We start from the raw sequence: 24521 nt of genomic DNA, 5'->3' as shown, positions 1-24521 counted from the left end.
TAGTGGAATCTGTTCGAACAAAGTTCCATTTGTCTTGGACAATTAAATAAATTGTGCGGCCAGCAAGACGTCCTGACGAACGACTGTCGCTCACCACGATCACAGGCAATTTTAGACCCCATGGAGTCTGCAAGGTGCAGATGAATCCACTGGTGCAGAACTTCGGTTCCCAGACCCGCACGCCATTGCTGCTGCTCGCGATGGTCGCCGGCGCCTATTGGCTGGTGGGCGCATCGCTGGCGCGGATCGACTGGCCGGTGTTGCTGCTGACCGTCGCACTGGTCGTGGCCGGCTGCTTCGCGCTGGTCGCGATCCGGCCGCAGAGGGCCGGGCTTTCGCCCCCGCATGTGATGCTGTCGCTCGGTTTCGGCGGCATGCTGATCGGGCTGGCCTGGGATGTCACGCAGACCGGGGTGATGGCGCTGGAAGACTTGTGCGCGGGCACGGAGGGACTGCCGTTCGCGGCGGCGCTAGAGGCCCATTTGATGTTTCTGCCGGGCATGCACGTCGGCATGATCGCGGGCGGACTGGCCGCGATTCCGGGCTTGCGTCTGCTGCGACCCGATTGCGGGCGCTACCTGTGTTCGGTCTTCGCGCAAAACCTGATGTGCTCCGGCTGGATGCTGCTCGGCATGACCGCCGGCGCGCTGTGGCTGTCGCGGCTGGCGACCGGAGACGGTTACGGCCTGACCGAAATGCTGGGCGGCATGTTCGCCGGCATGACCTGGGGCATGGTGATCAGCGTGGCCCTTTATCGCGGCTACTTCCGGCTAAAGGACTGGCGAGCCGGCACACCCCGCAGCGGGCGCTCACGCTGAACATGCCCGGTCATCGCTGACCTGCTGGATCACGACAACACGAACGACGGAGACGACACGATGGACAGCACCGACCTCTCGGTCCTGAGAACCGCAATCGACTGGATCGACGCCGGCCGACCGACCGCCCTCGCCACGGTGGTCGAGACCTGGGGTTCGGCCCCGCGGCCGCTCGGCGCATGGCTGGCGATCCGGGACGACGGCCAGGTCGTCGGATCGGTCTCCGGCGGTTGCGTCGAGGACGACCTGATCGGACGCGTGCAGACCGAGATCCTGGCTCAGGACACGCCCGAGCTGATCACCTACGGCGTGACCCGGGACGAGGCCGCCCGCTTCGGCCTGCCCTGCGGCGGCACGGTGCGCATCGTGGTCGAACCCCGCCCCGATGTCGCAACCTTGCGCGCGCTGCTCGAACGCATCGCGGTCAAGCGCCTGACCATCCGCGAACTGGACACCTGCACCGGACGCTCGACGCTGATCGACGCGACCCGCGGCGACGCATTCGGCTTCGACGGCCGCATCATGCGCAGCTTCTACGGCCCGCGCTGGCGCATGGTCATCATCGGCGCCGGACAGTTGTCGCAATACGTCAGCGACATGGCGCTGGCCGCCGACTACGAAGTCATCATCGTCGATCCGCGCGAGGAATTCGCCGAGGGCTTCACCCATCGGGCCATCGAGTTTCGCCGCGACATGCCCGACGACGCCATCCTCGCGCTCGGGATAGACGGCCACACCGCGATCGTCGCGCTGACCCACGACCCCAAGCTCGACGACATGGCGCTGCTCGAGGCCCTGAAGTCCCCGGCCTTCTACATCGGCGCGATCGGCAGCCGCAGCAACACCGCCAAACGACGCGAGCGCCTGGCGATGTTCGACCTGTCGCAGGCCGAGATCGACCGCCTCCATGGCCCGGTCGGCCTGTTCATCGGCGCGCGCTCACCGGCCGAGATGGCGATCTCGATCCTGGCCGAGATCACCGCGGCGAAGTACCGCGTTCCGATCGTGCAGAAACGCGCGATCCCGGACATCGACCTGCAGCATCGGCACCTTGCGCTGGATGCAATGTCCTCGGCCTGCGCCCGCTGAACCGCCACACTGACCCGGACATCGGGGCCTGCGGCAGACCGGACCTGTACCGATGGAGCGCCACCGTGTTCGATCGTGCGGGGAGCGCAACGGTCCCAGCCTGACCATTGCCGAAGGCCCCGGGAATGGCGTGCTGTCTCTCAACCCGACAACCGCAAGGCCAGCGCAATCGAGATCGAGAAGAAGGCGACCAGATTGCCGATGATGACGATGGACGCCACCTTGGCCGGCTCCTGTCCGTAGCGCTCGGCGAACATGAAGTTCAGCACGGCCGGCGGCAAGGCGCCGAACAACACCAGGATGTCCGTCTCACGGGACGACAGATCGAACGCCAGACAGAAACCGTACGCGATCAGCATGCCGGTCAGTGGCGTGACGATAGCACCGACCAGGCCGATTCGCCACTCGGCAAACGGCGCGGTGTTCAGGCGCACGCCCAGCGAGAACAGCATCAGGCCAGTCGACACGTTGGCGATGATCGTCATCGCGGACAGCAACGGCGGCCATAGCCCGACGCCAGAGATGCTGACGGCCAGCCCGGCCAGGCCCGCGATGACCACGGGTTCACGGAAGATGCGCCAGAGCTGCGGGTTGTGGCCCAACCAGTAGGCCGCAATGACGAAATGCAGGATGTTCTCGACCAGGAACAGAATGACCGCGGCCGGCAGAACCTGCTCGCCGAACGCGAACAACAGCAGCGGCAAGCCCATGTTGCCGGCGTTCTTGAACATCATCGGCGGCAGCAGCGTCTTCGGTGCGTAGCCGAGCCACCGCGCGATCGGCCAGCCCAGCAAGCCGGAACCGAGTACGATGACCAAACCGCCCAGCGCGATCATCTGCAGATCGTCGAATGCGATCGCGCGACCGGCCAGCGCGGTGAAGACCAGCGCCGGCACGAACACGTCCATGTTCATGCGATTGGTCGCGATCATCTCCGGGCGGTGCCAGCGCCCGTACAGATAACCGACGACGATGACGGTGAAGACCGGAAAGACGATGCTCGCGATCTGGACGAACATGTCAGACTGGCGCGTCCGGATTCGTGCCGTTCAATGCGTAGTAGCTGCGAATCACCTGGCTGTCGTCCGCTCGTCCGTCTCCCCGACCGGAGGTGGCCATGAAGAGCTGATGCGCGAGCGCCGCGATCGGGGTCGCCGCCTGCACCTCGCGACCAGCCTCCAGCACGATGCCGAGATCCTTCACGAAGATATCCACCGCGCTGGTGACTTCGGGATCGGACTGAAGCATGCGTGGCCCACGGTCCTTCAGCATCCAGCTCGAGGCCGCCGAGCCACTCATGATTTCGAGCAACACGTTCAGGTCGACACCGACCTTGGCCGCCAGCGCGAAGGCTTCCGCGACGACCGCGATGTGTACGCCACACAGCAGCTGGTTCACGGTCTTGACCGTAGCGCCCTGTCCGGGCTGCTCACCCACATGGTAGATCCGCTGTCCTACAGCTTCGAACACCGGGCGCATCGCGTCGAAGCTCGTCTGCTCGCAGGCCGCCATGATGGTCAAGGAACCCGCCGTGGCACCCGCCACGCCGCCGGACACCGGTGCATCGACGAAGCGACGACCGGTGGCGGTCACATGTCTCGCGACCTTCTGGACTGCACCCGGCGGGCAGGTCGCCATCAGGCAGACTGTCGCCCCCTCGGGCAAGGCCGCCAGCAGTCCGCTGCCGAACAGGATCTGCTCGGCCTGGTCCGCGTTGACCACCATCAGCATCAAGACGTCGGCACCGGCCACCGCTGCGGTCGACGAATCGGCCCTTTCCCCGCCCGCAGCCTGCAGCTTCGCCAGCGCGTCCGGATTCACATCGATGCCGCGAACGGTGAATCCCTTGGCCAGGAGGTTTCTGGCCATCGGCAGGCCCATGGCCCCGAGTCCTGCGAATGCGATTGTTTTCATGAATGCACTTCCTTTCCAGGGCACCTGTGCGGTGCCCGATCGATTTCATTGATCAATAGAACGTGAACGCCGGCACAAACGAGATCAGCCCGAGCACCGTAATCGCCACCAGGTAGAACGGCCACAATTCCTTGACCACTGCGCCGACCGGCTCACGCGCGATCGCAGCCGAGATGAACAGGGTGGTACCGACCGGTGGCGTGAACAATCCGATGCTCAGATTCACCGCCATCATGATTCCCAACTGGATCAGGTCCAGACCGATCGCGTTGCCGATCGCGACGAAGGTCGGACCGAGCAGCAGGATCGCGGCCGGCAGGTCCAGGAACATGCCGACACACACCATGATGATGTTGAGCATCAGGATGATCTTCCACGGCGACCCCAGCGTGTCCAGTGCCCATTCCGCAACGAAGCGCGGCACGGCTTCGACGGTCAGGACGTAACCGACCAGGTTCGACGCGGCGATCACCAGCATCACCACACCGGTCGTGACCGCGGTGTGCACCAGTGCACCGTAGAGTCGTGTGAGGGTCAGGTCGCGATAGACCAGCGCGCTGACGACGAGTCCATAGGCGACCGCCATCACGCTGACTTCGGTGGGCGTCGCGATGCCGGCACGCAACAGGACGACGATGAACGCCGGCATCGCGAGCGCGGGCGCCGCAGCCACGGTGGCACGCAATACGTCACGCGGCGTGACCTTGTCGAGCAGTTGTTTGAAGCCTCTCAGTCGCCCCGACAGATAGCAGACGAACATGAAACCGCTGGCCAGCAACAGTCCCGGCACGATACCGGCGAGAAACAGCGACGCGATCGACTGGTTCGACACCGCCGCGAACAGGATCAACGGAATCGACGGCGGGATCAGGCCGGCGATTACCGACGACGAGGCCGTCACGGCCGCGGCGAAGCCGCCGGGGTAGCCTTCACGCTTCTGCCAAGGGATCAGCATCGAGCCAAGTGCCGACGCCTCGGCCACCGCCGAGCCGGACACCCCGCCGAACACGGTGGAGCCGACCACGGTGACTTGCCCCAGACCGCCCCGAAAGCGGCCGACCAACAGCGTCGCGAAGTTGATCAGACGCTTGCCCAGCGTGCCGCCCATCATCAGGCTTCCCGACAGCATGAAGAACGGGATCGCGAGCAAGGGGAAGCTTTGCGTGGGCTGGAAGATCTTCACCACCGCGAGCACACTGGGCATGTCACCCACGGTGATGGCCGCGAGCCCCGAACTGATCACCAGCGCGTAACCGACCGGCAGTGCCAGTACGAGCAGCGCGCCGAACACAAGAAGCATTACGAGCGTCATACATCCTCCTCGGCGTGATGAACACGCACGGCGAGCGGGTCTTCGGCGAGCAACAGGCGAACGAAGGTCGTCATCGCGGTGATGCCGATACCCACGAAGCCCACGATCATGGAGAGATAGGCCCAGTGCGCGGTGATGCCGGTGACTGGATACACCTCGGTGCCGGTGATCTCGAGCACCTCGAGCCCCACCCAGGCCAGGTAGAAGAAGGCGGCGACGAGCAGCACCTGGTGAGCCAGCGCAAGCAAGCGGTTGGCCTGCTTGCCCAGCCAGCCGGTCAGGGCCTTCACGGCGACGTGTTGGCCACGCTGCGCGGCCAGGACCACGCCGCTCATCACCAGCCACGGAAACAGGATGTTGGGCATCTCGGTCGGCCATCCCATGCCTTGATTGGTCAAGTAGCGGACAACGACATCGGCCATCAGCGCGACGAACATCACACTGATGGCCGTGATCGAAAGCACCACGCTGGCCGCCACGATCACGCCATCCACCCACTTCACCACCGACGCGGCCGCGCTTTTCGCACCGACTGCACTGTGGGAGTGGGCGCCGCTCATTGCTTGCTGGCCTCGGAGACGATCAGTTCGACCAGCGACGGGAACTGCTTGCCCCACTTCTCGTAGACCGGCTTGGTCTTCTCGATGAAGGCGGTCTGGTCCACCTCATTGATCTCGACACCGGCTGCGGTGAGCTTCTCACGCAGTTCGACATCAGAGGCCAGGGACATCTGGCGATTCATCGCACCGGCTTCGACGGCTGCTTCCAGGATAGCCTGCTGGTCGTCCTTGGACAGTTGATCCCAGATCCGCTTGCTGGCAATCAGCGGCGTGGTCTCATACTTGTGTCCGGTCAGCGAGATGTACTTCTGAACCTCGTACAGCTTGGACGAATAGATGTTCATCAGCGGGTTCTCCTGGCCGTCGAACACGCCCTGCTGCAGTGCGATGTAGAGCTCGGAGAAGGCCAGGGGGCCCGGGTTGGCGCCAAGGGCCGTGAAGATCTCCAGCGTCATCGGATCGGGCGGTGTGCGCACCTTGATGCCGGCCAGGTCTTCAGGTTGCGTGATCGGCCGCCGGCTGTTGCTGGTATGGCGGATGCCGTTGTCCCACAGCGACAACACCACCAGACCCTTGGTCTGCGCAGCCTCGTCGATCTTCTCGCCGACCACGCCGTCGACGACGCCATAGGCATGGTTCAGGTCGCGGAACAGAAAGGGCAGGCCGATCACCGCGATCTCGGGTACCACGTTCGAGGTCGCACCCTGCGAATTGGCGCTGAAGGCCAGCGTTCCGAGCCGCATGTTGGTCAGCGACTCGACGTCGTCACCGTACTGCGCGCTACCGCCGACATCGACCTTGATCCGACCGCCGCTCTTCTGCTCGACCAGTTCGGCGAATTTCAGCGATGCCTCCGCCTTGGGGTTGCCGGGCGCGGCGTTGTGCGAAAGACGCAGCACCTGCTGCGCCCAGCTGGCGGACGTGCTGAAGGCGAGTGTGGCTGCGATGGCGATGAGTGTCTTTTTCATGAGTATCTCCTTCCGTTTCGTTTGGCGGGTCATGAGGCGAGCGAAGCCGCTCCGGCTTCACTTACGCCACGTGTATGAGCGGACCAGAGGCCGCTTGTGGTGAAACCGTGGTGGGGTCGAACGATCAGCCGTGGATGAGCATGCCGCCATTCACGTCGATGACCGCCCCGGTGATGTACGACGACAGGTCCGACGCGAGGAACAGATAGGCGCCGGCGACCTCCTCGGCATTGCCCAGGCGGTTGAGCGGAATGCCTGCGGCGATCTCGGTCTTCTGCGCGTCGCTGAGCTTGCCGGAGCTGATGTCGGTCTGAATGAGCCCCGGTGTCACACAGTTGAACCGGATGTTGTCCGGGCCGAACTCGCGGGCCATGGCCTTGGCCAGACCCAGCACGCCGGCTTTGGCTGCAGAGTAATGAGGTCCGCCGAGGATGCCCCCGCCTCGTTGGGCCGACACCGACGACATGCAGGCCACAGCCCCCCCACCCTGCTTCTTCATCTGCGGAATGACCGCCTGCGACAGGTAGAGCACGCCGCGCAGATTGACGTCCAGAATGCGGTCCCAGCTTGCGGGATCGATCTCCAGTGTCTTGACCGGCTGGGTGATGCCGGCATTGTTGATCAGCACGTCGATGCGGCCGAATTCTGCGATTGCGCGCTCCGCGGCGGCGCGGCAGGCATCGCGATCGACCACATTGCAGGCATAGCCGCGATGCGCCGGTCCGATCTCGGCGGCCGCCTCGGCGGCCGCCTTTTCGTCCAGATCCAGGATGACGACCGTGGCCCCGTGGCGGGCGAACAGTCTTGCGGTGGCCAGCCCGATGCCGCGCGCCGAGGCGGCCCCGGAGATCAGCGCCACCTTGCCTTCGAGAAGTAGAGAATTGTTCATCTGATTGCTCCTGTGAAGTCAGCCGAGCCAGCTCTTGATGGTCGAGGCCATGACCTTGGTGGAAATGCCGTAGCGATCGTGCAGGGTCGGCAGTGCGCCCGCATCGAGGAAGGCGTCGGGCAATGCGATCTGGCGGAACTGCGGCGTCACGCCCGCACGAAGGAGTTCGGTGCCGACCGCTTCGCCCAGGCCGCCTATCGTGGTGTGGTTCTCGGCCACGACGACCAGACGTCCAGACCGACCCGCCTCGCGCAGAATCGTCGAGGTGTCGAGCGGCTTGATCGTCGGCACATGCAGCACCGCCACATCCACGCGATCCGCTTCGAGTTCCTTGGCCACCTCCAGCGCGCGCATGGTCATGATCCCGGACGAGATCACCAGCACGTCCCGGCCGTCGCGGATGAGCTTGGCCTTTCCGAGTTCGAACCTGTAGTCGTACTCGTCCAGCACCAGCGGGACGCTGCCGCGAAGCAGGCGCATATAGACCGGCCCCTTGTGCGCGGCCACGGCAGGCACCATCTGCTCGATGTCGAGCGCGTCGCACGGGTCGATCACGGTCATGCCCGGCATCGCGCGCATCAGTGCCAGATCCTCGGCCGCCTGGTGGCTGGGGCCGTAGCCGGTCGTCAGCCCGGGCAATGCGCAGGCGATCTTCACGTTCAGATTGTCTTCGGCGATCGTCTGATGCATGAAGTCGTAGGCACGGCGGGTCGCGAACACCGCATAGGTCGTCACGAACGGCATCGCACCCTCGTGCGCCATGCCGGCTGCGGCCCCCATCAGCAATTGCTCGGCCATGCCCATCTGGTAGAAGCGCTCCGGATAGGCCTGGGCGAAGATGTGAAGGTCGGTGTACTTGGCGAGGTCCGCGGTCATACCGACGACGTCGGAGCGTTCCGCAGCCAGTTTCACTAGCGCGTGACCGAACGGCGCCGCCGTGGTGCGCTGGCCCTCGCCGGCGATCGAGGCGATCATGGCCGAGGTCTTCAGTTTGGGTTTGGTCGTCACAGTCGAGTTCATGCTTGCCTCCCGGCTTCCAGTGCCTCGAGGGCGAGTTGCCATTCGTGTGCATCGACACGGATGAAGTGGTTCTTTTCGCGGGCTTCGAGGAAGGGCACACCGCAGCCCATGCGGGTATCGGCGATGATCATGCGCGGCTGCTCGCCGGGATGATTGCGCGCCGCGTCGAAGGCCGCGATCACCGCATCGAGATCGTTGCCGTCGATGCGCTGCGTGAACCAGCCGAAGGCCTGCATCTTCTCGGTCAGCGGCTCGAAGGCCATGATCTTGCTCGAGGGACCGTCGGCCTGCTGGTTGTTCACGTCGACGATCGCGATCAGGTTGTCCAGCTTCCAATGCGCGGCCGACATCAGGCCTTCCCAGATCGCGCCCTCGTCGAGTTCGCCATCCGAGAACAGGGTGTATACGAACGCCTTCGAGCCCTTGCGCTTGAGGCCGAGACCGCGCCCAACTGCGATGGTCAGGCCCTGGCCGAGCGAACCGCCGGACATCTCCATCCCCGGCGTGTAGCTCGCCATGCCCGACATCGGCAGACGGCTGTCGTCGCTGCCGTAGGTTTCGAGTTCTCCCTGAGGGACGATGCCGGCCTCGATCAGCGCCGCATACAGCGCAATCGCATAGTGGCCATTCGACAGCAGGAAGCGGTCACGCCCTTCCCATTCCGGATCTTCGGGGCGATAGTTCATCGCACCGAAATAGGACACAGCCAACACGTCGGCAATGTCGAGGGCTTGTCCGATGTAGCCCTGACCCTGCACCTCGCCCATAAGCAGCGCGTTCCGCCTGATGCGGTAGGCGCGCTCTGCAAGCTCGGCGCGGACGTCGGTTACGCTTTTCTCCACGCAGTTCTCCTTGGTTGGACCCGACTTCGAAACAAGCCCGGGTCAGCTTCGTTGCTCTCTTTTTCGAGCGGTTTTTCCTCGGCCGCCGCAAGCTCGTAAGAACAGCCGGCGAGTGGATGAAAGCTTATCCCCTTGATTTCTTGCGCTCAAACGAATATTAATGACCACATAAATGAATTGAATTCATGTGAGTATTGCAATGCAGCATCGGATTTCGCTCAAGGCAGTGCAGGCGTTCGAGGCCGCAGCACGCTTGTCCTCCTTCGCACTTGCAGCAGAGGAACTGTTCGTCACGCCGTCGGCGGTCAGTCACCAGGTCAAGTTTCTCGAGGAGCAATTCGGGGTGAAGTTGTTCCATCGGTTGCATCGCGCGGTGGTGCTGACCGATGCGGGACGGGTTTACGCAGAGGAGATCTCGGCCGCCTTCTCGAGAATCGAAATGGCAACTCGAGAACTGGGACGAACGGCCAAAAGCGACATTCTCACCGTGCACTCGACCCCGAGTTTTGCAACGCAGTGGCTGATGCCCAGGCTGGCACGCTTCAGCGCGATGCATCCGGACATAGATGTGCGGCTGAACGCCTCGTATCCGCCTCCGGCAGACCTGCTGATGCACGGGGTCGATATCGATATCCGCTATGGCAGCTCCCGGCGGCTGCAACCTGCCGGCACGATGGTGCTGCCCTTCCCCTCCGAGACCATCGTGCCCTTGTGCGCCCCGTCGATCGCAAATGGTCCGAACCCGATTCGCACGCCGGAGGATCTTCGCCACCACACGCTGATCCACAGCGAGGTCTGCTTGGTCAGCTGGCGCGACTGGATGCGGCTTCATCGAAAGGTCCCGCTGGACATCTCGCGCGGACCGCGTTTCGATCGTTCGTTCATGGCGATCAGCGCTGCCGTGGATGGCCTGGGAGTGTGCCTGGAGAGCCTGCTTCTGGTGCAGCGCGAACTGGAGACTGGTCGCCTCGTCGCCCCGCTTGGCCTGGAAGGCCCGAAGATCCTGGGCTACACCGTCAACCTGCTCAAGTCTCGCGCCGATCTGCCCAAGGTCCGCAGTTTTCAGGACTGGCTGTTCGATCAGCTCGAGAAAAACGGCTCGTACTGATGCGCGTACCTCCGCACCGCGATACAGCGACGACGAAACTGACGCCTGTTCTCACCAACGAGATGCGCCAACAACATCATGTCGCTACGAGCTTTCTCGATTACCGCCGTTCTGCTCGCCATCACCCCCGGGGCCGGGCGTCACCTACGTCGTCGCACGCACGGTGTGCACCGGGAGCTCGGAAGGCCTGGCGTTCGGAAGACCAGGTACCTAGATTCGATTCGACCGACGACGTCATCCTGACCGGTGCGCAAACCGACTCGTGACCCTGCCCTCACTGCTCGGTGATGTCGACCGCGGTGACGCGGTGAACACGCTTCATCACAAGGTACCCGGAAACGCCCCGCCGTCGAGCAGCACGTTCTGCCCGACGATGTAGCCGGCCTGCGCACTGCAGATGAACGCGCAGGCCGCGCCGAACTCGGCAGGATCGCCGAAGCGGCGGCTCGGATTGTCCGCGATGCGGGCCGTGCGCACTTCGTCGAAGGACTTGCCGGACGCCTTCGCCGCCCCCTCGAGCGTCGCGTTGAGCCGATCGGTTTCGAACGGACCGGGCAGCAGGTTGTTGATCGTGACGTTGTGCTGCGCGACCTGACGCGCCAGCCCGGCCACGAAGCCGGTAAGCCCGGTGCGCGCGCCGTTGGACAGCCCCAGCGCCGGGATCGGGCTCTTGACCGCGCCCGACGTGATATTGACGATCCGGCCGAAACGGCGCGCGATCATCCCGTCGATCACCGCGCGGATCATCTGGATCGGCGCGACCATGTTGTTCTGCAGCGCGGCGTGCCAGGCGTCCTCGTCCCAGTCGCGAAAGTCACCCGGCGGCGGACCGCCCGCGTTATTGACCAGGATGTCGGGGTCCGGGCATTCGGCCAGCACCGCTTCACGCCCGGCCCGCGTCGTGATGTCGGCCGCCACCGCGATGACCTGCACCCCATGGCGTTCGCGAAGCTCGACCGCGGTTCGCTGCAATGCGGCTTCACTCCGCGCATTGATGACCAGATCCACCCCTTCGGCCGCGAGCGCCTCTGCGCACGCCCTGCCCAGACCCTTCGAGGCCGCGCACACGATGGCGCGGCGTCCGGCGATATTCAGATCCATTGCACGTTTTCTCCTGTCGGACATCGGACACGAACACCGGCGCGCCCGTTCCGACGTTTTCGGCGTGCGGCGCCGACGCAGCATGCTTGCGATCGCCATCGACGGTCAAGTGTTCGCGGCCGGGGTGGTGCTCGGGGGCGCGCGATCGTCCGTCGGTTCAGGCAGCGGCAGGCTCACCCGGCATGCGTCAGCGGGATGCGCGCCTGATAGACTTAGCGTCTGTCTAAGCGCGTTCGACTGCGCCCCGACATTCGACGTCCGCTGCGCGAGAATCACGGAGACACCCGACCATGTCCAACTCACCGGAAGCGACCGCGGATCCAGCCCAGTCCGGCGCCCTCGCGCCTCTGCGCGGACCGGTCTTCCGCATGCTGTGGATGGCGTGGCTGGCCGCCAACGTGACGATGTGGATGAACGAGGTCGCGGCCGCCTGGCTGATGACCTCGCTGACCGACAGCGTGGTCATGGTGGCGATGGTCCAGGCCGCGTCCACGCTGCCGGTGTTCGTGCTCGGTCTGCCCAGCGGTGCGCTCGCCGACATCATCGACCGCCGCCGCTACTTCGCATTCACGCAGCTCTATGTCGCGATGATCGCGGTCGTGCTGGGCATCCTCGCGATGACCGGCGGCCTCACCGCCAACCTGCTGCTGGCGCTGACCTTCGCCAACGGCATCGGCATGGCCATGCGCTGGCCAGTGTTCGCCGCGATCGTGCCCGACGTCGTGCCCCGCGATCAGCTCGCGGCCGCGCTCGCGCTCAACGGCATCGCGATGAACATGTCGCGCGTGATCGGCCCCGTGGTTGCAGGTGCCTTGCTGGCGACCGCCGGCAGCCCCTATGTCTTCGGGCTGAACGCCATTCTCGCGATCGTCGCTTTCATGCTGATCATCCGCTGGAAGTCCGAACCCAGGCCCAGCGTGCTGCCAGGCGAACGTTTCTTCGGCGCGATGCGGGTCGGCGTGCAGCATGTGGTGCAGTCGCCGCGCATGCGCGCGGTGCTGGTGCGCATCTTCCTGTTCTTCTTCCAGTCGACCGCGGTGACCGCGATGCTGCCGCTGATCGCGCGCGACATCCATGGCGGCGGGCCGGTCACGTTCACGATCCTGCTGGCGGCGATGGGTGGTGGTGCGATCGTCGCGGCGCTGAACCTGAATCACCTGCGCAAGCGCATCGGTCGCGACGCCTTCGTGCGCCTGGGGACCCTCCTGCATGCGCTCGCATCGGTCGTGGTCGTGCTGTCGCCCTACACGTGGCTTGCGGTGGTCGCGATGGCGGTCGCCGGCATGGCCTGGATCGCGACCGCCAACTCGCTCACCGTGGCCGCCCAGATGGCGCTGCCGAACTGGGTGCGCGCACGCGGCATGTCGATCTACCAGATGGCGCTGATGGGTGGTGGCGCGGCCGGTGCGGGGCTGTGGGGTTACGTCGCGGGACAGACGACGGTCGTCACCGGCATCGTGGGGGCCGCGTCCTTCGGCCTGTTCATGCTGCTGTTCACATGGCGCAGCCGCCTGGGCGGTGCGGGCGACGAAGACATGACGCCGGCGCGGATCCAGAGCAGCGCCCCGCCCCCCCGGATCGACATCGCACCGGACGAGGGCCCGGTCATGGTGACGGTGGAATACATCATCGATCCGTCGCGCGAAGCGCAGTTCAACGACATCATGCAGGAGACCCGCCGTGCGCGGCTGCGCCAGGGTGCCTTGTCGTGGGGGCTGTTCCGCGACGCCGCGCAGCCCGGCCGTTACATCGAGTATTTTCTGGACGAGAACTGGATAGAGCACCAGCGCCGCCTCGAGCGCTTCACCGCCGCGGACGTGGGCTTGAGGGAACGCCGCCAGTCCTTCCACATCGGCACCGAGGCGCCGCGCGTGCGGCGCTACGTCGCGGAAGCGGGCGGGCGCCGGGGTGGCAGGATGTAAGGTCCGGTCGCGATCGCGCCTGTCGGATCAGGCCGGCTGAATCGTCACCGACACGCTGCCCAGCCCCGGAAACTCCGCACTGACTTCGCTGCCGGCATCGGCGTAGATGAGACCGGTGCAGGTGCCGGTGGTCACGAACTGTCCGGCGCGCAGGCCACCGGCGCGTTCTGCGACATGGTTGGCGAGCCAGGTCAGCAGCCGGAAGATATCGCCGGCGACATTGCCGCCGACGCGCTCGACCATCTGAGTGCCATCGATGGTCAGCGTCACCGCTTGCTGCGTCTGATCGATCAGGATCGGATCGGTGCGCCCCGCTCCCCACACGAACCCGCCATTGCCGAGTGCGTCGGCCGCCACCGCGAGCGGCGGCTGCGCGGCCGCGTCCGCGAAGCGGTAGGTCACGATCTCGATCGCGGGATGAATCGAGCCGATCGCGGCGACCACCTCGTCGCGGGTATACGGCGTATCGCGGCGCGGCAGGTCGAGCTTGAAACGCACCGCGATCTCGGCCTCGATGCCGGATCGTCCGACCAGCGGCGGTGCGATGCTGCACGGCGCCGCGCGGATCAGCGATGCGGGCATCGGCGCACAGGTGGGCTCCAGATCCGGTCCCTTCGCGCCGACCTTCCAGCCGCCGACCGGCCCGAGCCCCTCCGCCACCGCATCCTGAATCGCGTACGCGCCCGACACGTCGGTCGGCACGCAACCGGTCGGCAGCGAATCGAGCAAGCGGCCGCTGGTGCGGGCTTCCAGTAGCAGCCCCGCTGCCAGATCGATGTCTTCAGTCTTCAATTCGGTTTCGCTCCGTTCCTGGCTTCATTGGCATACGCATCGCGCCGCAGATTCTTCTGCACCTTGCCCATCGTGTTGCGCGGCAGTTCGGCCACGAAAAAGACCTGTTTGGGCACCTTGAAGTTCGCCAGGTCCGCCTTCAGCCTGCCTATCACGCGCGCCGCGTCCAGCCTCGCGCCGGGCTGAGTCACGATCACCGCCGCCACCGCCTCGCCGAAGTCAGGATGCGGCAGGCCGATCACCGCCGATTCCTTCACGCCGTCGATGTCGTCGATGCAGGCCTCGATCTCCTTCGGATAGACATTGTAGCCGCCGGTGATGATCAGATCCTTGGATCGGCCGACCAGCACGACGTAGTCGCGTGCATCGATCATGCCGAGGTCGCCGGTGCGGAAAAAACCGTCGTCGGTGAACTCCTCGCGCGTCTTCTCCGGCATGCGCCAGTAGCCCGGGAACACGTTCGGTCCGCGCACCTGCACATGACCGATCTCTCCCCGCGGCAGGGGCCGGCGGTCCTTGTCGACGATGCGCACGCTGACGCCGGGCAACGAGAATCCCACCGTGCCGGCGCGCCGCTCGCCCACATAGGGGTTGGAGGTCAGCATCTTGATCGCCTCGCGCAGCGGTGTGCGCGACACCGTCAGGCGCTCGCTGAGTTCGCGCTCGTTGAGTTTGGCGCCCGGTGCGAGTTCGCCCTCGATGATGCGCTGACGCAATCGCGTCGCGACCTCCTGGTGCAGCGCCTGCCTTGGGATCGAGACCGAATTCCTCGCGCTACGCGGCAAGGACGAGACAGGGCTGCCGACCGGTTGGCGGTACGGGGTACCGGCCTGGGCAAGGTCAAGGGCGCATGTTCCGCATCGCCCATCTCGGCGACTGCAATGACCTGACCCTGATGGCAACCTTGTCGGGCGTGGAGATGGGCATGAAGTTGTTCGGCATTGCGCTCGCCGGCAGCGGCGTGCAGGCCGCAGGGCGTGTGGCGCGTGAAGATGTTCCAGACCTACGGGGCCAATCCGTCGCCGATGGCCTTGTCCGAGGTCTTCGTGGCAGTGCAGACCGGGGGCATGGATGGTCAGGACAATCCCTTCACGCAGATCTACTCCTCCAAGTTCCAGGAAACCCCCGGCGTCGTGCGCAGCCCGGCGCCGATGCTCGGTCAGCACACCCGGGAGATACTCGAACAGCATGGACTTTCGGAAACCGAGATCGGGCTGCTCGTGGCCGAGGGCGCGATCGAGCTCGGCAGCTGAGACCAGGCCGCCGGATCGGCAGAGGATCGGGAGAGGCGCACAGGGTCCACACGCCGATGGCTGGCCGAGAATCGTGTGCGCAACCGACGTCTCGCCAGTAGAATCCTGATACACGAGTTGAATTCCAGGTTTCGTGCACACACGAACGACGAGGAGAACCCGAATGCAAGCCACCGATGTCATGACCAGGGACGTCATCACCGTTTCACCCGAGACCGAGGTGCGCGATATCGTCGAACTGCTGATTCAGCATCGCATCAGCGCGCTCCCGGTGGTCACCGCCGACGGGCGCGTGGTCGGCATCGTCAGCGAGGGCGACCTGATGCGCCGGGTCGAGAACAACACGGACAAGCGCGACTCGTGGTGGCTCAGCGCGCTGTTCTCCGGGTCCAATGATGCCGAAAACTACATCCGCTCGCACGGACACAAGGCAGCGGACATCATGAGCCGCGATCCTGTCACCATCCCGGACGACTTTCCGCTGTACAAGATCGCGCAGACGCTGGAGAAGCACCACATCAAACGGGTGCCCGTGGTCCGGGACGGCAAAATCGTCGGCATCGTGAGCCGGGCCAATCTGCTGCAGGGCTTTGCGGTGGCCTATCAGAACGACACCGCCAGCGGCTCGGACGATGATCAGACGCTGCGCGACAAGGTGATGCATGAACTGACCCGCAAGGCCGGGCTGTCGGGGGCGCGCATCAACGTCGTGGTCGCCGAAGGCGAGGTTCAGTTGTGGGGTCTCGTCGAAACCGCGACCGAGCAGAAGGCAGCCGGTCTCGCCGCGGAAAGCGTAAAAGGCGTCAAGCGAGTCGTGAACAATCTCGGCGTCGCCCCGCCGGCCACCCGCGCGTACTGAGCAGGGTGGTCCATTCATGAACGCGAACGGGGGCGGCGGCCCCCGTTTCCTTTCCCGTCCGTCCGGACATCGGTGCGCAGCCTGACTAAATGACGCGCAATTTTCCGCTGCACATTTATATCTCGACCGTGTTCCTGCTGCTGATCCTGGTGGTGGGCGGCACCATTGGCGCCCTGGGATATCGGCTGGCCGCGCAGATGCTGGAGGCGACCGCCAACGATCTGACCGCGCGCATCGGCCAGGAACTGGCCAGCGAACTGTCGAACCTGGTCGCACCGGCCGAGATGGCGACCAACATGGTCGCGTTCGATGCACTGGTCGACGAACGCGAACTTGCCGCGAGAATGCGGCGTCTGCCGCTACTCAGGGAGGCCTTGCGGGACTCGGCCGCGCTGTCGTCGATCTACGTCGGCTATGCCGATGCTGATTTCTTCTTGTTCCGGCGTCTGCGCGACGACGCGGAGCGCCGCGGGTTCGATGCACCGCCCGACTCTGCCTACCTGGTGCAGTCGATCGCGCGGCAGGAGGATACAGCCATCGGTCGCTTCGTCTTCCTCGATCAGGAGTTACTGACGCTGCGCGAGGACCTTCGGCCGGAATACGCAGCCGGTTACGATCCGCGCAGCCGCGGATGGTATCGCGACGCGCTCACGGCATCGACTGCGATCAAGACCCCGCCCTATCTCTTCTTTTCCGATCGCAAGGTCGGCGTCACGCTTGCGACCCCGGCCGCGAGCGGCAACGCGGTGGTCGGCGCCGACATCCAGCTCGAAACCCTCGGGACCAGCCTGAGTCGGCGCAAAGTCACCCCGGGAACGCATATCGCGCTGGTCAATCGGGACGGCTGGGTGCTGGCGCATGAGGATATCGACAGGCTGGTGTCGGTGCCGGATCAACCCGCTGCGCAACCAACACTGAGGCAGTTGCAGGACTTCGGTCCGTCGGTGCTGGTCGAGGCTATGGCGCTGCTGCACGAACTGAACGGGCGCACCGGCATCGATACGCTCACACGCGCCGACGACGACAACTGGCGCATGCATGTCGGCACCGTCGACTTCGACGGGGTACCGCCGCTTTATCTGGTCATGGCGATTCCGGAGAGCGAACTGTTCGCGGACGCGATCGGACTGGCCAGGACGACCGCCTGGTCGATCATCGGCATCATGCTGCTGGCGATGCCGCTGACCTGGGGTATCGCCCGCCTGGTGTCCGGTCCGCTGCGCAAACTGTCGCACGAGGCCGAAGCGATACAGCGCTTCGAGTTCTTGGAGCCCGTCCGGGTCGAATCGCGGGTCAGGGAGGTCAGCGAGCTGTCGCGCACGATGGACGGCATGAAGCGCACGATCCGGCGCTTCCTGGATCTGAGCGAAGCAGTCGCCGCCGAGACGGACTTCGACCGACTGTTGTCGCTGCTGCTGACCGAGACGCTGTCGGCGTCCAGCGCCGAAGCCGGCATCCTGTACCTGATCGACGACGACACGCTGGTCCCGGCTGCCGCGACGAGCCGGACCGGCCGCGACGGCATGGCCGGCCTGCAGACGCTGACCCAGGGTCAGACGGGGCCGCTGATGTGCCGTGCGCTCGACACGGACGTACCGCTCGTGGACAGGCTGAGCGACGCGGACATCCGCGCTGCCGGAATCGGGACGATCGTGTCGGACAACGACTGTCACGAGGCGGTGTTCGTGCCGCTGCTCAATCGCGACCGGCAACGGGTCGGCGCGCTGCTGCTGCTGCATCGCAAACCGATCGCCGATGCGCATGTGGCGTTCGTGAAGGCCTTGTCGAACTCGTCTGCGACTTCGCTCGAGACGCGCGAGCTGATCAGGGCGCAGAAGGACTTGTTCGAGGCCTTCATCCGCCTCGTGGCGGGCGCGATCGATGCGAAGAGCGCCTACACCGGGGGCCATTGCGCGCGCGTGCCGGAGCTGACCCGCATGCTCGCCGTTGCAGCCTGCGCCGACCGGAGCGGACCCTGCAAGGACTTCGAGCTCGACGAGCAGGGATGGGAGGCGCTGCATGTCGCGGCATGGCTGCACGACTGCGGCAAGGTCACGACGCCCGAGTACGTCGTCGACAAGGCCACCAAGCTGGAGACGATTTACGACCGCATCCACGAGATCCGGATGCGCTTCGAGGTACTCAAACGCGATGCCGAGATCGAATGCTGCCATGCGATCGCGCGCGGCGAGGACGAAGCCGCTGCCCGCGCGCACCGCGATGTGACGCTGAAGCAGCTCAATGACGACTATGCCTTCGTCGCCGGCTGCAACGAGGGCGGCGAATTCATGGCGCCGGACAAGCAGGCGCGGCTCGCCGCGATCGCCGGCCGGACATGGCTGCGCACGCTCGACGACCGCATCGGCATCTCGTACGAGGAGAAGGCCCGCAAGGCGCGCCGCCCGGCCCAGCCGCTGCCGGTGCTCGAAGCCCTGATCGCCGACAAGCCCGAGCACCTGTTCGAACGCCGCGCGCAGGACCGCCTGCCTCAAGACGAGCGCTGGGGTTTCACGATGGCCGTGCCGGAGCTGCTCTACAACCGTGGCGAACTGCATAACCTGTCGGTGAGCCGCGGCACGCTGTCCGACGAGGAACGCTTCAAGATCAACGAGCACATCGTGCAGACGCTGGTGATGCTGTCGCAGCTGCCCTATCCCAAGCATCTGCGGCAGGTGCCCGAGATCGTCGGTGGTCACCACGAAAAGATGGATGGCAGTGGCTACCCAAGGGGTCTGACCCGGAACGAGATGAGCCTGCAGGCCCGGATGTTGGCGATTGCCGACATCTTCGAGGCATTGACCGCGATCGACCGCCCGTACAAGCAGGGCAAGACGCTGTCGGACGCGATCCGGATCATGGCGCAGATGAAGAACGACGAACATATCGATCCCGACCTGTTCGACCTGTTCCTGCGCTCGGGCGTGTTTCGCGATTACGCCGAGCGCTTCATGCGTCCGGAACAGATCGACGAAGTCGAGATCGGACGCTACCTTTAACACGGGTACCGCCCCTTTCGGCACATCGGCCGCAGCGGCGGATCTGGGCCACCCGCACCCGGTCAAGCACACGCCCGTGCGCACAACTTCACAGAATTGGGCAATCGGAACGTGACACAGGTCGTGACCGGCACCTAGAATGCGAATCGCGTGACGGCGCGATCCGACTCCTCGGACATGCGTCGTACAGCCGCATCGGGCCGAATCGATCGCTGCATTCGACCCGTGCGACATCCAGAGGGCGTGAACATGATCAACCACTCGACTCGAATGATGACCGTGAATAGTTTCGACAAGAAGGGCGAAGAGCTGAAGCGGGAGCGATTCCGGATGCTCGAGGACATCGCGGTGGAGCTCTCCGGCGATGTCGTGTTCCCGACCTACTTCGATTCCGTCCTGCGCCTGCGCAACGCATTGCGCGACCAGGCCATCGACGACGACAGCGTCGTCAGCCTGATTCGCACCGAACCGCTGGTTTCGGCGCGGCTGATCCATCACGCGAATGCCGCATCGAAGGGGTCGAGGCAGGAGGTGCGCGACCTCACGACCGCGATCGACAGGCTCGGCATCGACGCGGTTCGCAACACTGCACTGACCGTGGTGATGAATCAGCTCGTGCGCTCCAAGGAACTGGTGCTGTTCCACGACATGTCGCGTACGCTATGGCAACACTCACTTTACTGCTCGGCCGCGGCCGAGGTGATCGCGCGTGAACTGTCGGACGTCGATCCCGACGAGGCCTCGCTGACCGGGCTGATTCACGATCTCGGTGCTTTCTACATGCTTTACCGCGCGGCTCAGTATGCCGATCTGCGCGCACGTCCCGACACCGTTCGCTACCTGGTCGCGCAATGGCACGACAGCATAGGCGAGACGCTGCTGACATCGCTGAAGCTGCCCGCCGCCGCGATCGAGGCGGTGCGACTGCATGACCAACCACGCCCGCCTCTGATGGAGGCCCCGCGGACGATGAGCGACGTCATCTACGCCGCCAATACGCTCGCCCGGGCGGAGTTCGAGTGGCTGGAGGACGGGCCCATCGAGCGCATTCTCGGTGATCAGTACCATGCGTTGAGGGCCGAGATCGAGGAGCACTTCGACGCGTTGCAGGACGACTACGTTGCGATCGCGGCCTGATGGAACCGCAGCGCCCAAACTTTGATCGCGGTCGCTTGCCGAAAGCGTCGAACGTGTAGGCGCGCGGGGGTCATCACAGCCCTAGGAGGCTGTCGGACTTGAGGCTGATCTACTGCGCCGGTGGGAGAAGCGGTCCATATCTGCCCGATTTTTCGTTGCATAGAACCACTATGCGCCTCAAAATCGACCAGATCTGTCCTCGCTTTCCCACCCGGCTCGTGACGATCGCTCAAGTCCGACAGCCTCCTAGATGCAATCCTCCCGGGCAATAGGCTTGTCACGCGTTCAGAGGCCCACCGGTCATCGCGCGGCGACGCTCGCTACCGCTACCCATCGCGCCGGCCCCGATGCCCGCGAACTTGGTTGTCGTGGCCAGAGCAGTCACATCAGACTCCCAACAGTGTGGGATGAAACGGGACGAGAAGGGCACAGTGACCGGGCGAAGCGGACACCGGACGGACCGGCGTCACACCCGATTACGTCGGATCTCAATCCGGGTGATATTCCATCCAGTTCGATTTTGGCGTGCCACATTCGGGGCACACGAAGTCCTCGGATACGTCCTCCCATCGGGTTCCGGGGGCGATGCCTTCCTCCGGCAGGCCGGTGGCCTCGTCATAAGGGAAGTAGCAGGCACTGCACTGGTATTGGGCCATGATTTGTCTCCGTTTGGTTCTGGGGTTGGGGTTTGTGGGGCTTGTCGCCCCGGAATCCTTGTAGAACGGGGCGTCCGGTGGGAACGCAGGGGCCGATCATGAAGCGACGTGTTCGTTCAGGAAGGCGGCGAACTTCGGCCGCCAGAATTCCTCGGTGATCGGCACCGGGCGCAGGGTCTTCACCGACGCGAGTACCACCTTCAGATGGCCTCGCACCCGCAACTGCTCGCCCGCATAAGCGCCGATCGACAGTCGCAGCGACGCGTTGCCGATCTCCTGCACATGCAGCCGGAAAGTCAGCAGATCACCGTAGCGCGACGGCGCGAGGTATTCGACATCCAGCCGAACGGCCGGAATGCCCAGACCATGGTCCTCGTGCAGCGTATGAAAGTCCACACCGAGACCCTCCGCGAACCAGTCCTCGACCACTTCGTTGAACAGTTCCACGTAACGCGGGTAAAAGACGATCCCGGCAGGGTCGCAATGGGAAAAGCGGATACGTTTGCTGCGCTCGAAAATCATCGTTGATACGCTCCTTGTCAGGCTTTGCATGAAGCCTCTTCACCTTGTTCCGGCCGATCAGACCCCGAGATGCTTGCGGATCATCTCAGGGTCGTTCCTGACCGTCTCGCTCGGGCCGTCGAAGACAACCGACCCCTTGACCAGGACCATCGATCGATCGGTCAGGGATGTCACGGCCGAGTGATTCCGGGCTGTTGCGGATCTGTTCGGGCGGCCCCGATTCCAGCACCACTCCGTCCACCATCACCTTGATCGTGTCCGCGACGGCGAACACCGCGTCCATGTCGAGCTCGGCCATCAGCACCGCAGTCGCGCCGACCGTCAGGCCGTTGCCCAGCCCATACGCGAAGAACGACTTGGCCGCCGAGAACACCACGTCCGACTCGCTGCAGCCGAGTACCGGACGGGCATACAGCTCGACGGTCTGGATCAGGCTGGAATGGATGTGGACGGTGCCCTTGGGCGCACCGGTCGAACCGGACGAGTACAGCCAGAAACAGGCGTCGTCGGCCAGCGTGGGCGCCGCGTCGAATGCATCCCGCCCTGTCGGTCTGCGTGCCTGCATCGAATGGCTCGGGGGTGCAGAATGTGACGACCGGGCCGGCTGCGGCGGGTCGTCACGATATTCGTCAGCTGCCGAGCAGTGCCGCGTCGACCGCATCGACCGCCAGCGCCTCGAGCAAGGCGGGACCGCCCTGCACCACGAAGCGTCGGTGATACATCGCCAGCGCTCGTAGCCCGCCGAGTTCCTCGCCGCCACCGGCGCGGCCGGGGCCGCCGTGCAGGCAGCTGGGCATCACGTTGCCATGGCCGGTGTGCTGAGAGCCGACCGCCGCATCGACCACCATCACGCGACCATGCAGATCCGCAATCGCGGGCACCAGTTCGGCGAGGAACGCGGCATCCCCGGAATACACCGAGGCCACCAGCGAACCCCGCCCACGGCGCGCGATCGCGACCGCGTCGGCCGTATCCGCATAAGGCAGCACGGTGGCCACCGGGCCGAACACTTCGACGTCATGCACATGCTGCGCGGCCATCCCCTTGTCGCAGAACAGCAGCGTGGGCTGTACGAAGGCGGCGACCGCCGGATCGGCATCGATCGGCATGAAGTGCTCGTCGCCGCCGAACACAACCCTTGCATCCTGCCGCAACCTGGCGATTCCCTCGAACGCGGCCGTCTGTTGCGCCTTGCTGACCAGCGGCCCGACGCGCACCCCTTCGCTTCGCGGATTGCCCACCGACATGCCCGCCAGCCTGGCCGCCACCGCGTCGGCCAGCGCGGATGCAATCGTGGCAGGAACAAGAATGCGACGAATCGCGGTGCACTTCTGGCCCGCCTTGATCGTCAGTTCGCGCACGACCTCCTTCACCGCGAGATCGAACTCGGCGCTGCCCGGGACCGCATCGGGACCGATGATCGCGCTGTTCACGCTGTCGGCCTCGATATTGACGCGTACCGATTGCGCGACGACCGCCGGGTGATTGCGGATGCGGGCCGCCGTATCGGCCGAACCGGTGAAGGACACCACGTCGCACTCACCGACATGATCGAGCAGATCGCGCGCCGATCCGCAAACGATGTTGATCGCACCTGGCGGCAGAATGCCGGCGGCCACGACATCGGCCACCATGCGCTGAGTCAGCCACGCGGTGGGCGTGGCCGGCTTGACCAGCACCGGCACGCCGGACAGCAGGGCCGGTGCTGCCTTCTCCCAAAGACCCCAGGCCGGGAAATTGAAAGCGTTGATGAAGATCGCGACGCCGGTCAGCGGCTTCAGGAAGTGCTGCCCCTGGAAGGCGTCGGTTTTCGCCAGCGGAACGCGCACTCCTTCCGTCAGAAGACGGCCGCTGCCGAGTACCCTGCCCGCGCGGGCGTATGTCTTCAGCGTGAAGATCGCACCATCGACGTCGAACCCTGCGTCGGCCGCGGTAGAACCCGAGTTGCGCAGCGAGATATCGAAATAGGCGTCACGGTTCGCGGAAAGGACGTCAGCGATACGTCCGAGCAGTCCGGCGCGCGCTTCGTAACTCATCGACCCAAGCCCTTGTCCGCCCTGCTCACGCGCGAATCCAATCGCGGCGCCGAGGTCCAGGCCATCGGACGAAACCCGTACAAGTTCTTCTCCGGTCACCGGGTCGGACAGGACGATCCCTTCTCCCGCCCCGTCCAACCACTGTCCGCATAAGTGATTTGCGAGTTTCATCATGTCTCCTCGTGCTTCACTACATCTGACACGCAATTATACGTGCACTAAAACGCAGTTATTGCCATGCGAATGTGCAATAGCCTACACGCTGAAAGCTATCCGTCAAGCACTTTATTGCCACATTTTATCGAACCGTGCGCTGGCATATGCACGATCTAACGCTCGCTTCGAAGACACAGGTCGGAGCTTTTAGTTAAAGATGCACTAACTTGCTTGTTTGCATTTGACACATGCTTTTTGTTGCACTATCGTTCAGGTCAAGCATGAATTTCGATGCAGTCACAAACAGGTTGAGTTGCCCCCCATAAAGAGGAGATAGAAGGTGGAAGCAGTCGCAGACAAGCAGGAGGTCGCAGCAATCGCGGTGAATGCCGAATCCAGCCAGCCGGTCGACTACCGTACCGACCCGTCGCAGTACCGTCATTGGTCGCTCGCGTGCACGGGGCAGGTGGCCACGCTGACACTGAACATCGATGAGGACGGGGGCCTCCGGCCGGGCTACAAGCTCAAGTTGAACTCCTACGACCTGGGCGTGGACATCGAACTGCATGAT

General features: G+C 64.6%; 23 protein-coding genes and 1 pseudogene. 9 read left to right on the top strand and 15 right to left on the bottom strand.

The window, feature by feature from the left end; translation table 11 throughout:
- The first annotated feature begins 134 nt into the window (after nt 1–134).
- Complete coding sequence (locus ACKVEX_RS15115) at nt 135–818, top strand: hypothetical protein (protein WP_473216572.1); 684 nt, start codon at nt 135–137, stop codon at nt 816–818.
- A gap of 60 nt (nt 819–878) precedes the next feature.
- The gene (locus ACKVEX_RS15110) at nt 879–1907 is read left to right on the top strand and encodes an XdhC family protein (RefSeq protein WP_473216571.1); all 1029 of its coding nucleotides are present in this window, start codon (nt 879–881) and stop codon (nt 1905–1907) included.
- Nucleotides 1908–2047: 140 nt separating this feature from the next.
- On the opposite strand, the gene ACKVEX_RS15105 is transcribed toward ACKVEX_RS15110, so the two are convergent.
- From ACKVEX_RS15105 to ACKVEX_RS15070, 8 genes are all read right to left on the bottom strand, one after another.
- Nucleotides 2048–2926 carry an AEC family transporter gene (locus ACKVEX_RS15105; protein ID WP_473216570.1) on the bottom strand — a complete coding sequence of 293 codons (879 nt, stop codon included), beginning with the start codon at nt 2924–2926 and terminating at the stop codon, nt 2048–2050.
- A 1-nt stretch (nt 2927) separates the two neighbouring features.
- Nucleotides 2928–3821: an NAD(P)-dependent oxidoreductase gene (locus ACKVEX_RS15100; protein WP_473216569.1), complete on the bottom strand. Its 894-nt coding sequence runs from the start codon at nt 3819–3821 to the stop codon at nt 2928–2930.
- Between the two features lie 52 nt (nt 3822–3873).
- Nucleotides 3874–5133, bottom strand: a complete 1260-nt coding sequence (locus ACKVEX_RS15095) for a TRAP transporter large permease (RefSeq protein WP_473216568.1) — start codon at nt 5131–5133, stop codon at nt 3874–3876.
- Nucleotides 5130–5693 (bottom strand): TRAP transporter small permease, encoded by a 564-nt coding sequence (locus ACKVEX_RS15090; protein ID WP_473216567.1) that lies wholly within the window; start codon nt 5691–5693, stop codon nt 5130–5132. The genes ACKVEX_RS15095 and ACKVEX_RS15090 overlap by 4 nt, the downstream gene beginning before the upstream one ends.
- Nucleotides 5690–6661 carry a TRAP transporter substrate-binding protein gene (locus tag ACKVEX_RS15085; RefSeq protein ID WP_473216566.1) on the bottom strand — a complete coding sequence of 324 codons (972 nt, stop codon included), beginning with the start codon at nt 6659–6661 and terminating at the stop codon, nt 5690–5692. Before ACKVEX_RS15085 ends, ACKVEX_RS15090 begins: the two co-directional genes overlap by 4 nt.
- 124 nt (nt 6662–6785) lie before the next feature.
- Entirely contained in the window at nt 6786–7550 is a 765-nt protein-coding gene (locus ACKVEX_RS15080) for an SDR family NAD(P)-dependent oxidoreductase (protein ID WP_473216565.1), read from the bottom strand.
- Between the two features lie 18 nt (nt 7551–7568).
- Nucleotides 7569–8570: a transketolase family protein gene (locus ACKVEX_RS15075; RefSeq protein WP_473216564.1), complete on the bottom strand. Its 1002-nt coding sequence runs from the start codon at nt 8568–8570 to the stop codon at nt 7569–7571.
- A complete protein-coding gene (locus ACKVEX_RS15070) occupies nt 8567–9412 on the bottom strand; it encodes a transketolase (RefSeq protein WP_473216563.1) in 846 nt (281 codons plus the stop codon). Before ACKVEX_RS15070 ends, ACKVEX_RS15075 begins: the two co-directional genes overlap by 4 nt.
- A 199-nt stretch (nt 9413–9611) precedes the next feature.
- Here ACKVEX_RS15070 and gcvA point away from each other — a divergent pair, with 199 nt between their 5' ends.
- Nucleotides 9612–10520: a transcriptional regulator GcvA gene (gene gcvA, locus ACKVEX_RS15065; protein ID WP_473216562.1), complete on the top strand. Its 909-nt coding sequence runs from the start codon at nt 9612–9614 to the stop codon at nt 10518–10520.
- Nucleotides 10521–10841: 321 nt separating this feature from the next.
- Here gcvA and ACKVEX_RS15060 read toward each other — a convergent pair whose 3' ends face one another.
- Complete coding sequence (locus ACKVEX_RS15060; RefSeq protein ID WP_473216561.1) at nt 10842–11621, bottom strand: SDR family oxidoreductase; 780 nt, start codon at nt 11619–11621, stop codon at nt 10842–10844.
- A gap of 290 nt (nt 11622–11911) precedes the next feature.
- Between ACKVEX_RS15060 and ACKVEX_RS15055 the strand changes: the two genes are divergently transcribed.
- Entirely contained in the window at nt 11912–13543 is a 1632-nt protein-coding gene (locus tag ACKVEX_RS15055; protein WP_473216560.1) for an MFS transporter, read from the top strand.
- A gap of 27 nt (nt 13544–13570) precedes the next feature.
- Here ACKVEX_RS15055 and ACKVEX_RS15050 read toward each other — a convergent pair whose 3' ends face one another.
- Both ACKVEX_RS15050 and ACKVEX_RS15045 read right to left on the bottom strand, forming a co-directional pair.
- A complete protein-coding gene (locus ACKVEX_RS15050; protein ID WP_473216559.1) occupies nt 13571–14335 on the bottom strand; it encodes a 2-keto-4-pentenoate hydratase in 765 nt (254 codons plus the stop codon).
- Entirely contained in the window at nt 14332–15120 is a 789-nt protein-coding gene (locus tag ACKVEX_RS15045) for a GntR family transcriptional regulator (RefSeq protein ID WP_473216558.1), read from the bottom strand. The genes ACKVEX_RS15050 and ACKVEX_RS15045 overlap by 4 nt, the downstream gene beginning before the upstream one ends.
- Before the next feature lie 207 nt (nt 15121–15327).
- On the opposite strand from ACKVEX_RS15045, the gene ACKVEX_RS15040 reads away from it, so the two are divergent.
- The 4 genes from ACKVEX_RS15040 (at nt 15328) to ACKVEX_RS15025 (ending at nt 20580) form a co-directional block, all read left to right on the top strand.
- Entirely contained in the window at nt 15328–15588 is a 261-nt protein-coding gene (locus tag ACKVEX_RS15040; protein WP_473216557.1) for a hypothetical protein, read from the top strand.
- A 163-nt stretch (nt 15589–15751) separates the two neighbouring features.
- Entirely contained in the window at nt 15752–16447 is a 696-nt protein-coding gene (locus ACKVEX_RS15035) for a CBS domain-containing protein (protein WP_473216556.1), read from the top strand.
- A gap of 89 nt (nt 16448–16536) precedes the next feature.
- A complete protein-coding gene (locus tag ACKVEX_RS15030) occupies nt 16537–19443 on the top strand; it encodes an HD domain-containing phosphohydrolase (RefSeq protein WP_473216555.1) in 2907 nt (968 codons plus the stop codon).
- Between the two features lie 279 nt (nt 19444–19722).
- The gene (locus ACKVEX_RS15025; RefSeq protein ID WP_473216554.1) at nt 19723–20580 is read left to right on the top strand and encodes an HDOD domain-containing protein; all 858 of its coding nucleotides are present in this window, start codon (nt 19723–19725) and stop codon (nt 20578–20580) included.
- A 488-nt stretch (nt 20581–21068) separates the two neighbouring features.
- Here the strand turns inward: ACKVEX_RS15025 and ACKVEX_RS15020 are convergent, their stop codons facing one another.
- From ACKVEX_RS15020 to ACKVEX_RS15005, 4 genes are all read right to left on the bottom strand, one after another.
- Nucleotides 21069–21236: a rubredoxin gene (locus ACKVEX_RS15020; protein ID WP_473216553.1), complete on the bottom strand. Its 168-nt coding sequence runs from the start codon at nt 21234–21236 to the stop codon at nt 21069–21071.
- 96 nt (nt 21237–21332) lie between these two features.
- A complete protein-coding gene (locus tag ACKVEX_RS15015) occupies nt 21333–21758 on the bottom strand; it encodes an acyl-CoA thioesterase (protein ID WP_473216552.1) in 426 nt (141 codons plus the stop codon).
- Nucleotides 21759–21843: 85 nt separating this feature from the next.
- Nucleotides 21844–22419 (bottom strand): AMP-binding protein, encoded by a 576-nt coding sequence (locus ACKVEX_RS15010; RefSeq protein WP_473216551.1) that lies wholly within the window; start codon nt 22417–22419, stop codon nt 21844–21846.
- Nucleotides 22388–23968, bottom strand: coding sequence for a 3,4-dehydroadipyl-CoA semialdehyde dehydrogenase (locus ACKVEX_RS15005; protein WP_473216550.1), 1581 nt, complete (start codon nt 23966–23968; stop codon nt 22388–22390). Before ACKVEX_RS15005 ends, ACKVEX_RS15010 begins: the two co-directional genes overlap by 32 nt.
- A gap of 364 nt (nt 23969–24332) precedes the next feature.
- Here ACKVEX_RS15005 and ACKVEX_RS15000 point away from each other — a divergent pair.
- A pseudogene (locus ACKVEX_RS15000) lies at nt 24333–24521 on the top strand (2,3-epoxybenzoyl-CoA dihydrolase); the annotation flags it as partial.

The sequence above is a fragment of the Denitraticella aggregata genome (genome assembly GCF_048158365.1).
Taxonomy (GTDB): Bacteria; Pseudomonadota; Gammaproteobacteria; order Burkholderiales; family Rhodocyclaceae; genus Azoarcus_F.
This window is presented reverse-complemented; position numbering and strand designations above follow the sequence as displayed.

Excerpts from the sequence above, each read along its gene's own strand:
- ACKVEX_RS15080 (WP_473216565.1), bottom strand. The coding sequence starts at position 7,550 with ATGAACAATTCTCTACTTCTCGAAGGCAAGGTGGCGCTGATCTCCGGG.
- ACKVEX_RS15075 (WP_473216564.1), bottom strand. The coding sequence starts at position 8,570 with ATGAACTCGACTGTGACGACCAAACCCAAACTGAAGACCTCGGCCATG.
- gcvA (WP_473216562.1), top strand. The coding sequence starts at position 9,612 with ATGCAGCATCGGATTTCGCTCAAGGCAGTGCAGGCGTTCGAGGCCGCA.
- ACKVEX_RS15010 (WP_473216551.1), bottom strand. The coding sequence starts at position 22,419 with ATGCGGTCGACGCGGCACTGCTCGGCAGCTGACGAATATCGTGACGAC.
- ACKVEX_RS15110 (WP_473216571.1), top strand. The coding sequence starts at position 879 with ATGGACAGCACCGACCTCTCGGTCCTGAGAACCGCAATCGACTGGATC.
- ACKVEX_RS15020 (WP_473216553.1), bottom strand. The coding sequence starts at position 21,236 with ATGGCCCAATACCAGTGCAGTGCCTGCTACTTCCCTTATGACGAGGCC.
- ACKVEX_RS15085 (WP_473216566.1), bottom strand. The coding sequence starts at position 6,661 with ATGAAAAAGACACTCATCGCCATCGCAGCCACACTCGCCTTCAGCACG.
- ACKVEX_RS15100 (WP_473216569.1), bottom strand. The coding sequence starts at position 3,821 with ATGAAAACAATCGCATTCGCAGGACTCGGGGCCATGGGCCTGCCGATG.
- ACKVEX_RS15060 (WP_473216561.1), bottom strand. The coding sequence starts at position 11,621 with ATGGATCTGAATATCGCCGGACGCCGCGCCATCGTGTGCGCGGCCTCG.
- ACKVEX_RS15015 (WP_473216552.1), bottom strand. The coding sequence starts at position 21,758 with ATGATTTTCGAGCGCAGCAAACGTATCCGCTTTTCCCATTGCGACCCT.
- ACKVEX_RS15040 (WP_473216557.1), top strand. The coding sequence starts at position 15,328 with ATGTTCCAGACCTACGGGGCCAATCCGTCGCCGATGGCCTTGTCCGAG.
- ACKVEX_RS15105 (WP_473216570.1), bottom strand. The coding sequence starts at position 2,926 with ATGTTCGTCCAGATCGCGAGCATCGTCTTTCCGGTCTTCACCGTCATC.
- ACKVEX_RS15095 (WP_473216568.1), bottom strand. The coding sequence starts at position 5,133 with ATGACGCTCGTAATGCTTCTTGTGTTCGGCGCGCTGCTCGTACTGGCA.
- ACKVEX_RS15035 (WP_473216556.1), top strand. The coding sequence starts at position 15,752 with ATGCAAGCCACCGATGTCATGACCAGGGACGTCATCACCGTTTCACCC.
- ACKVEX_RS15055 (WP_473216560.1), top strand. The coding sequence starts at position 11,912 with ATGTCCAACTCACCGGAAGCGACCGCGGATCCAGCCCAGTCCGGCGCC.
- ACKVEX_RS15090 (WP_473216567.1), bottom strand. The coding sequence starts at position 5,693 with ATGAGCGGCGCCCACTCCCACAGTGCAGTCGGTGCGAAAAGCGCGGCC.
- ACKVEX_RS15005 (WP_473216550.1), bottom strand. The coding sequence starts at position 23,968 with ATGATGAAACTCGCAAATCACTTATGCGGACAGTGGTTGGACGGGGCG.
- ACKVEX_RS15030 (WP_473216555.1), top strand. The coding sequence starts at position 16,537 with ATGACGCGCAATTTTCCGCTGCACATTTATATCTCGACCGTGTTCCTG.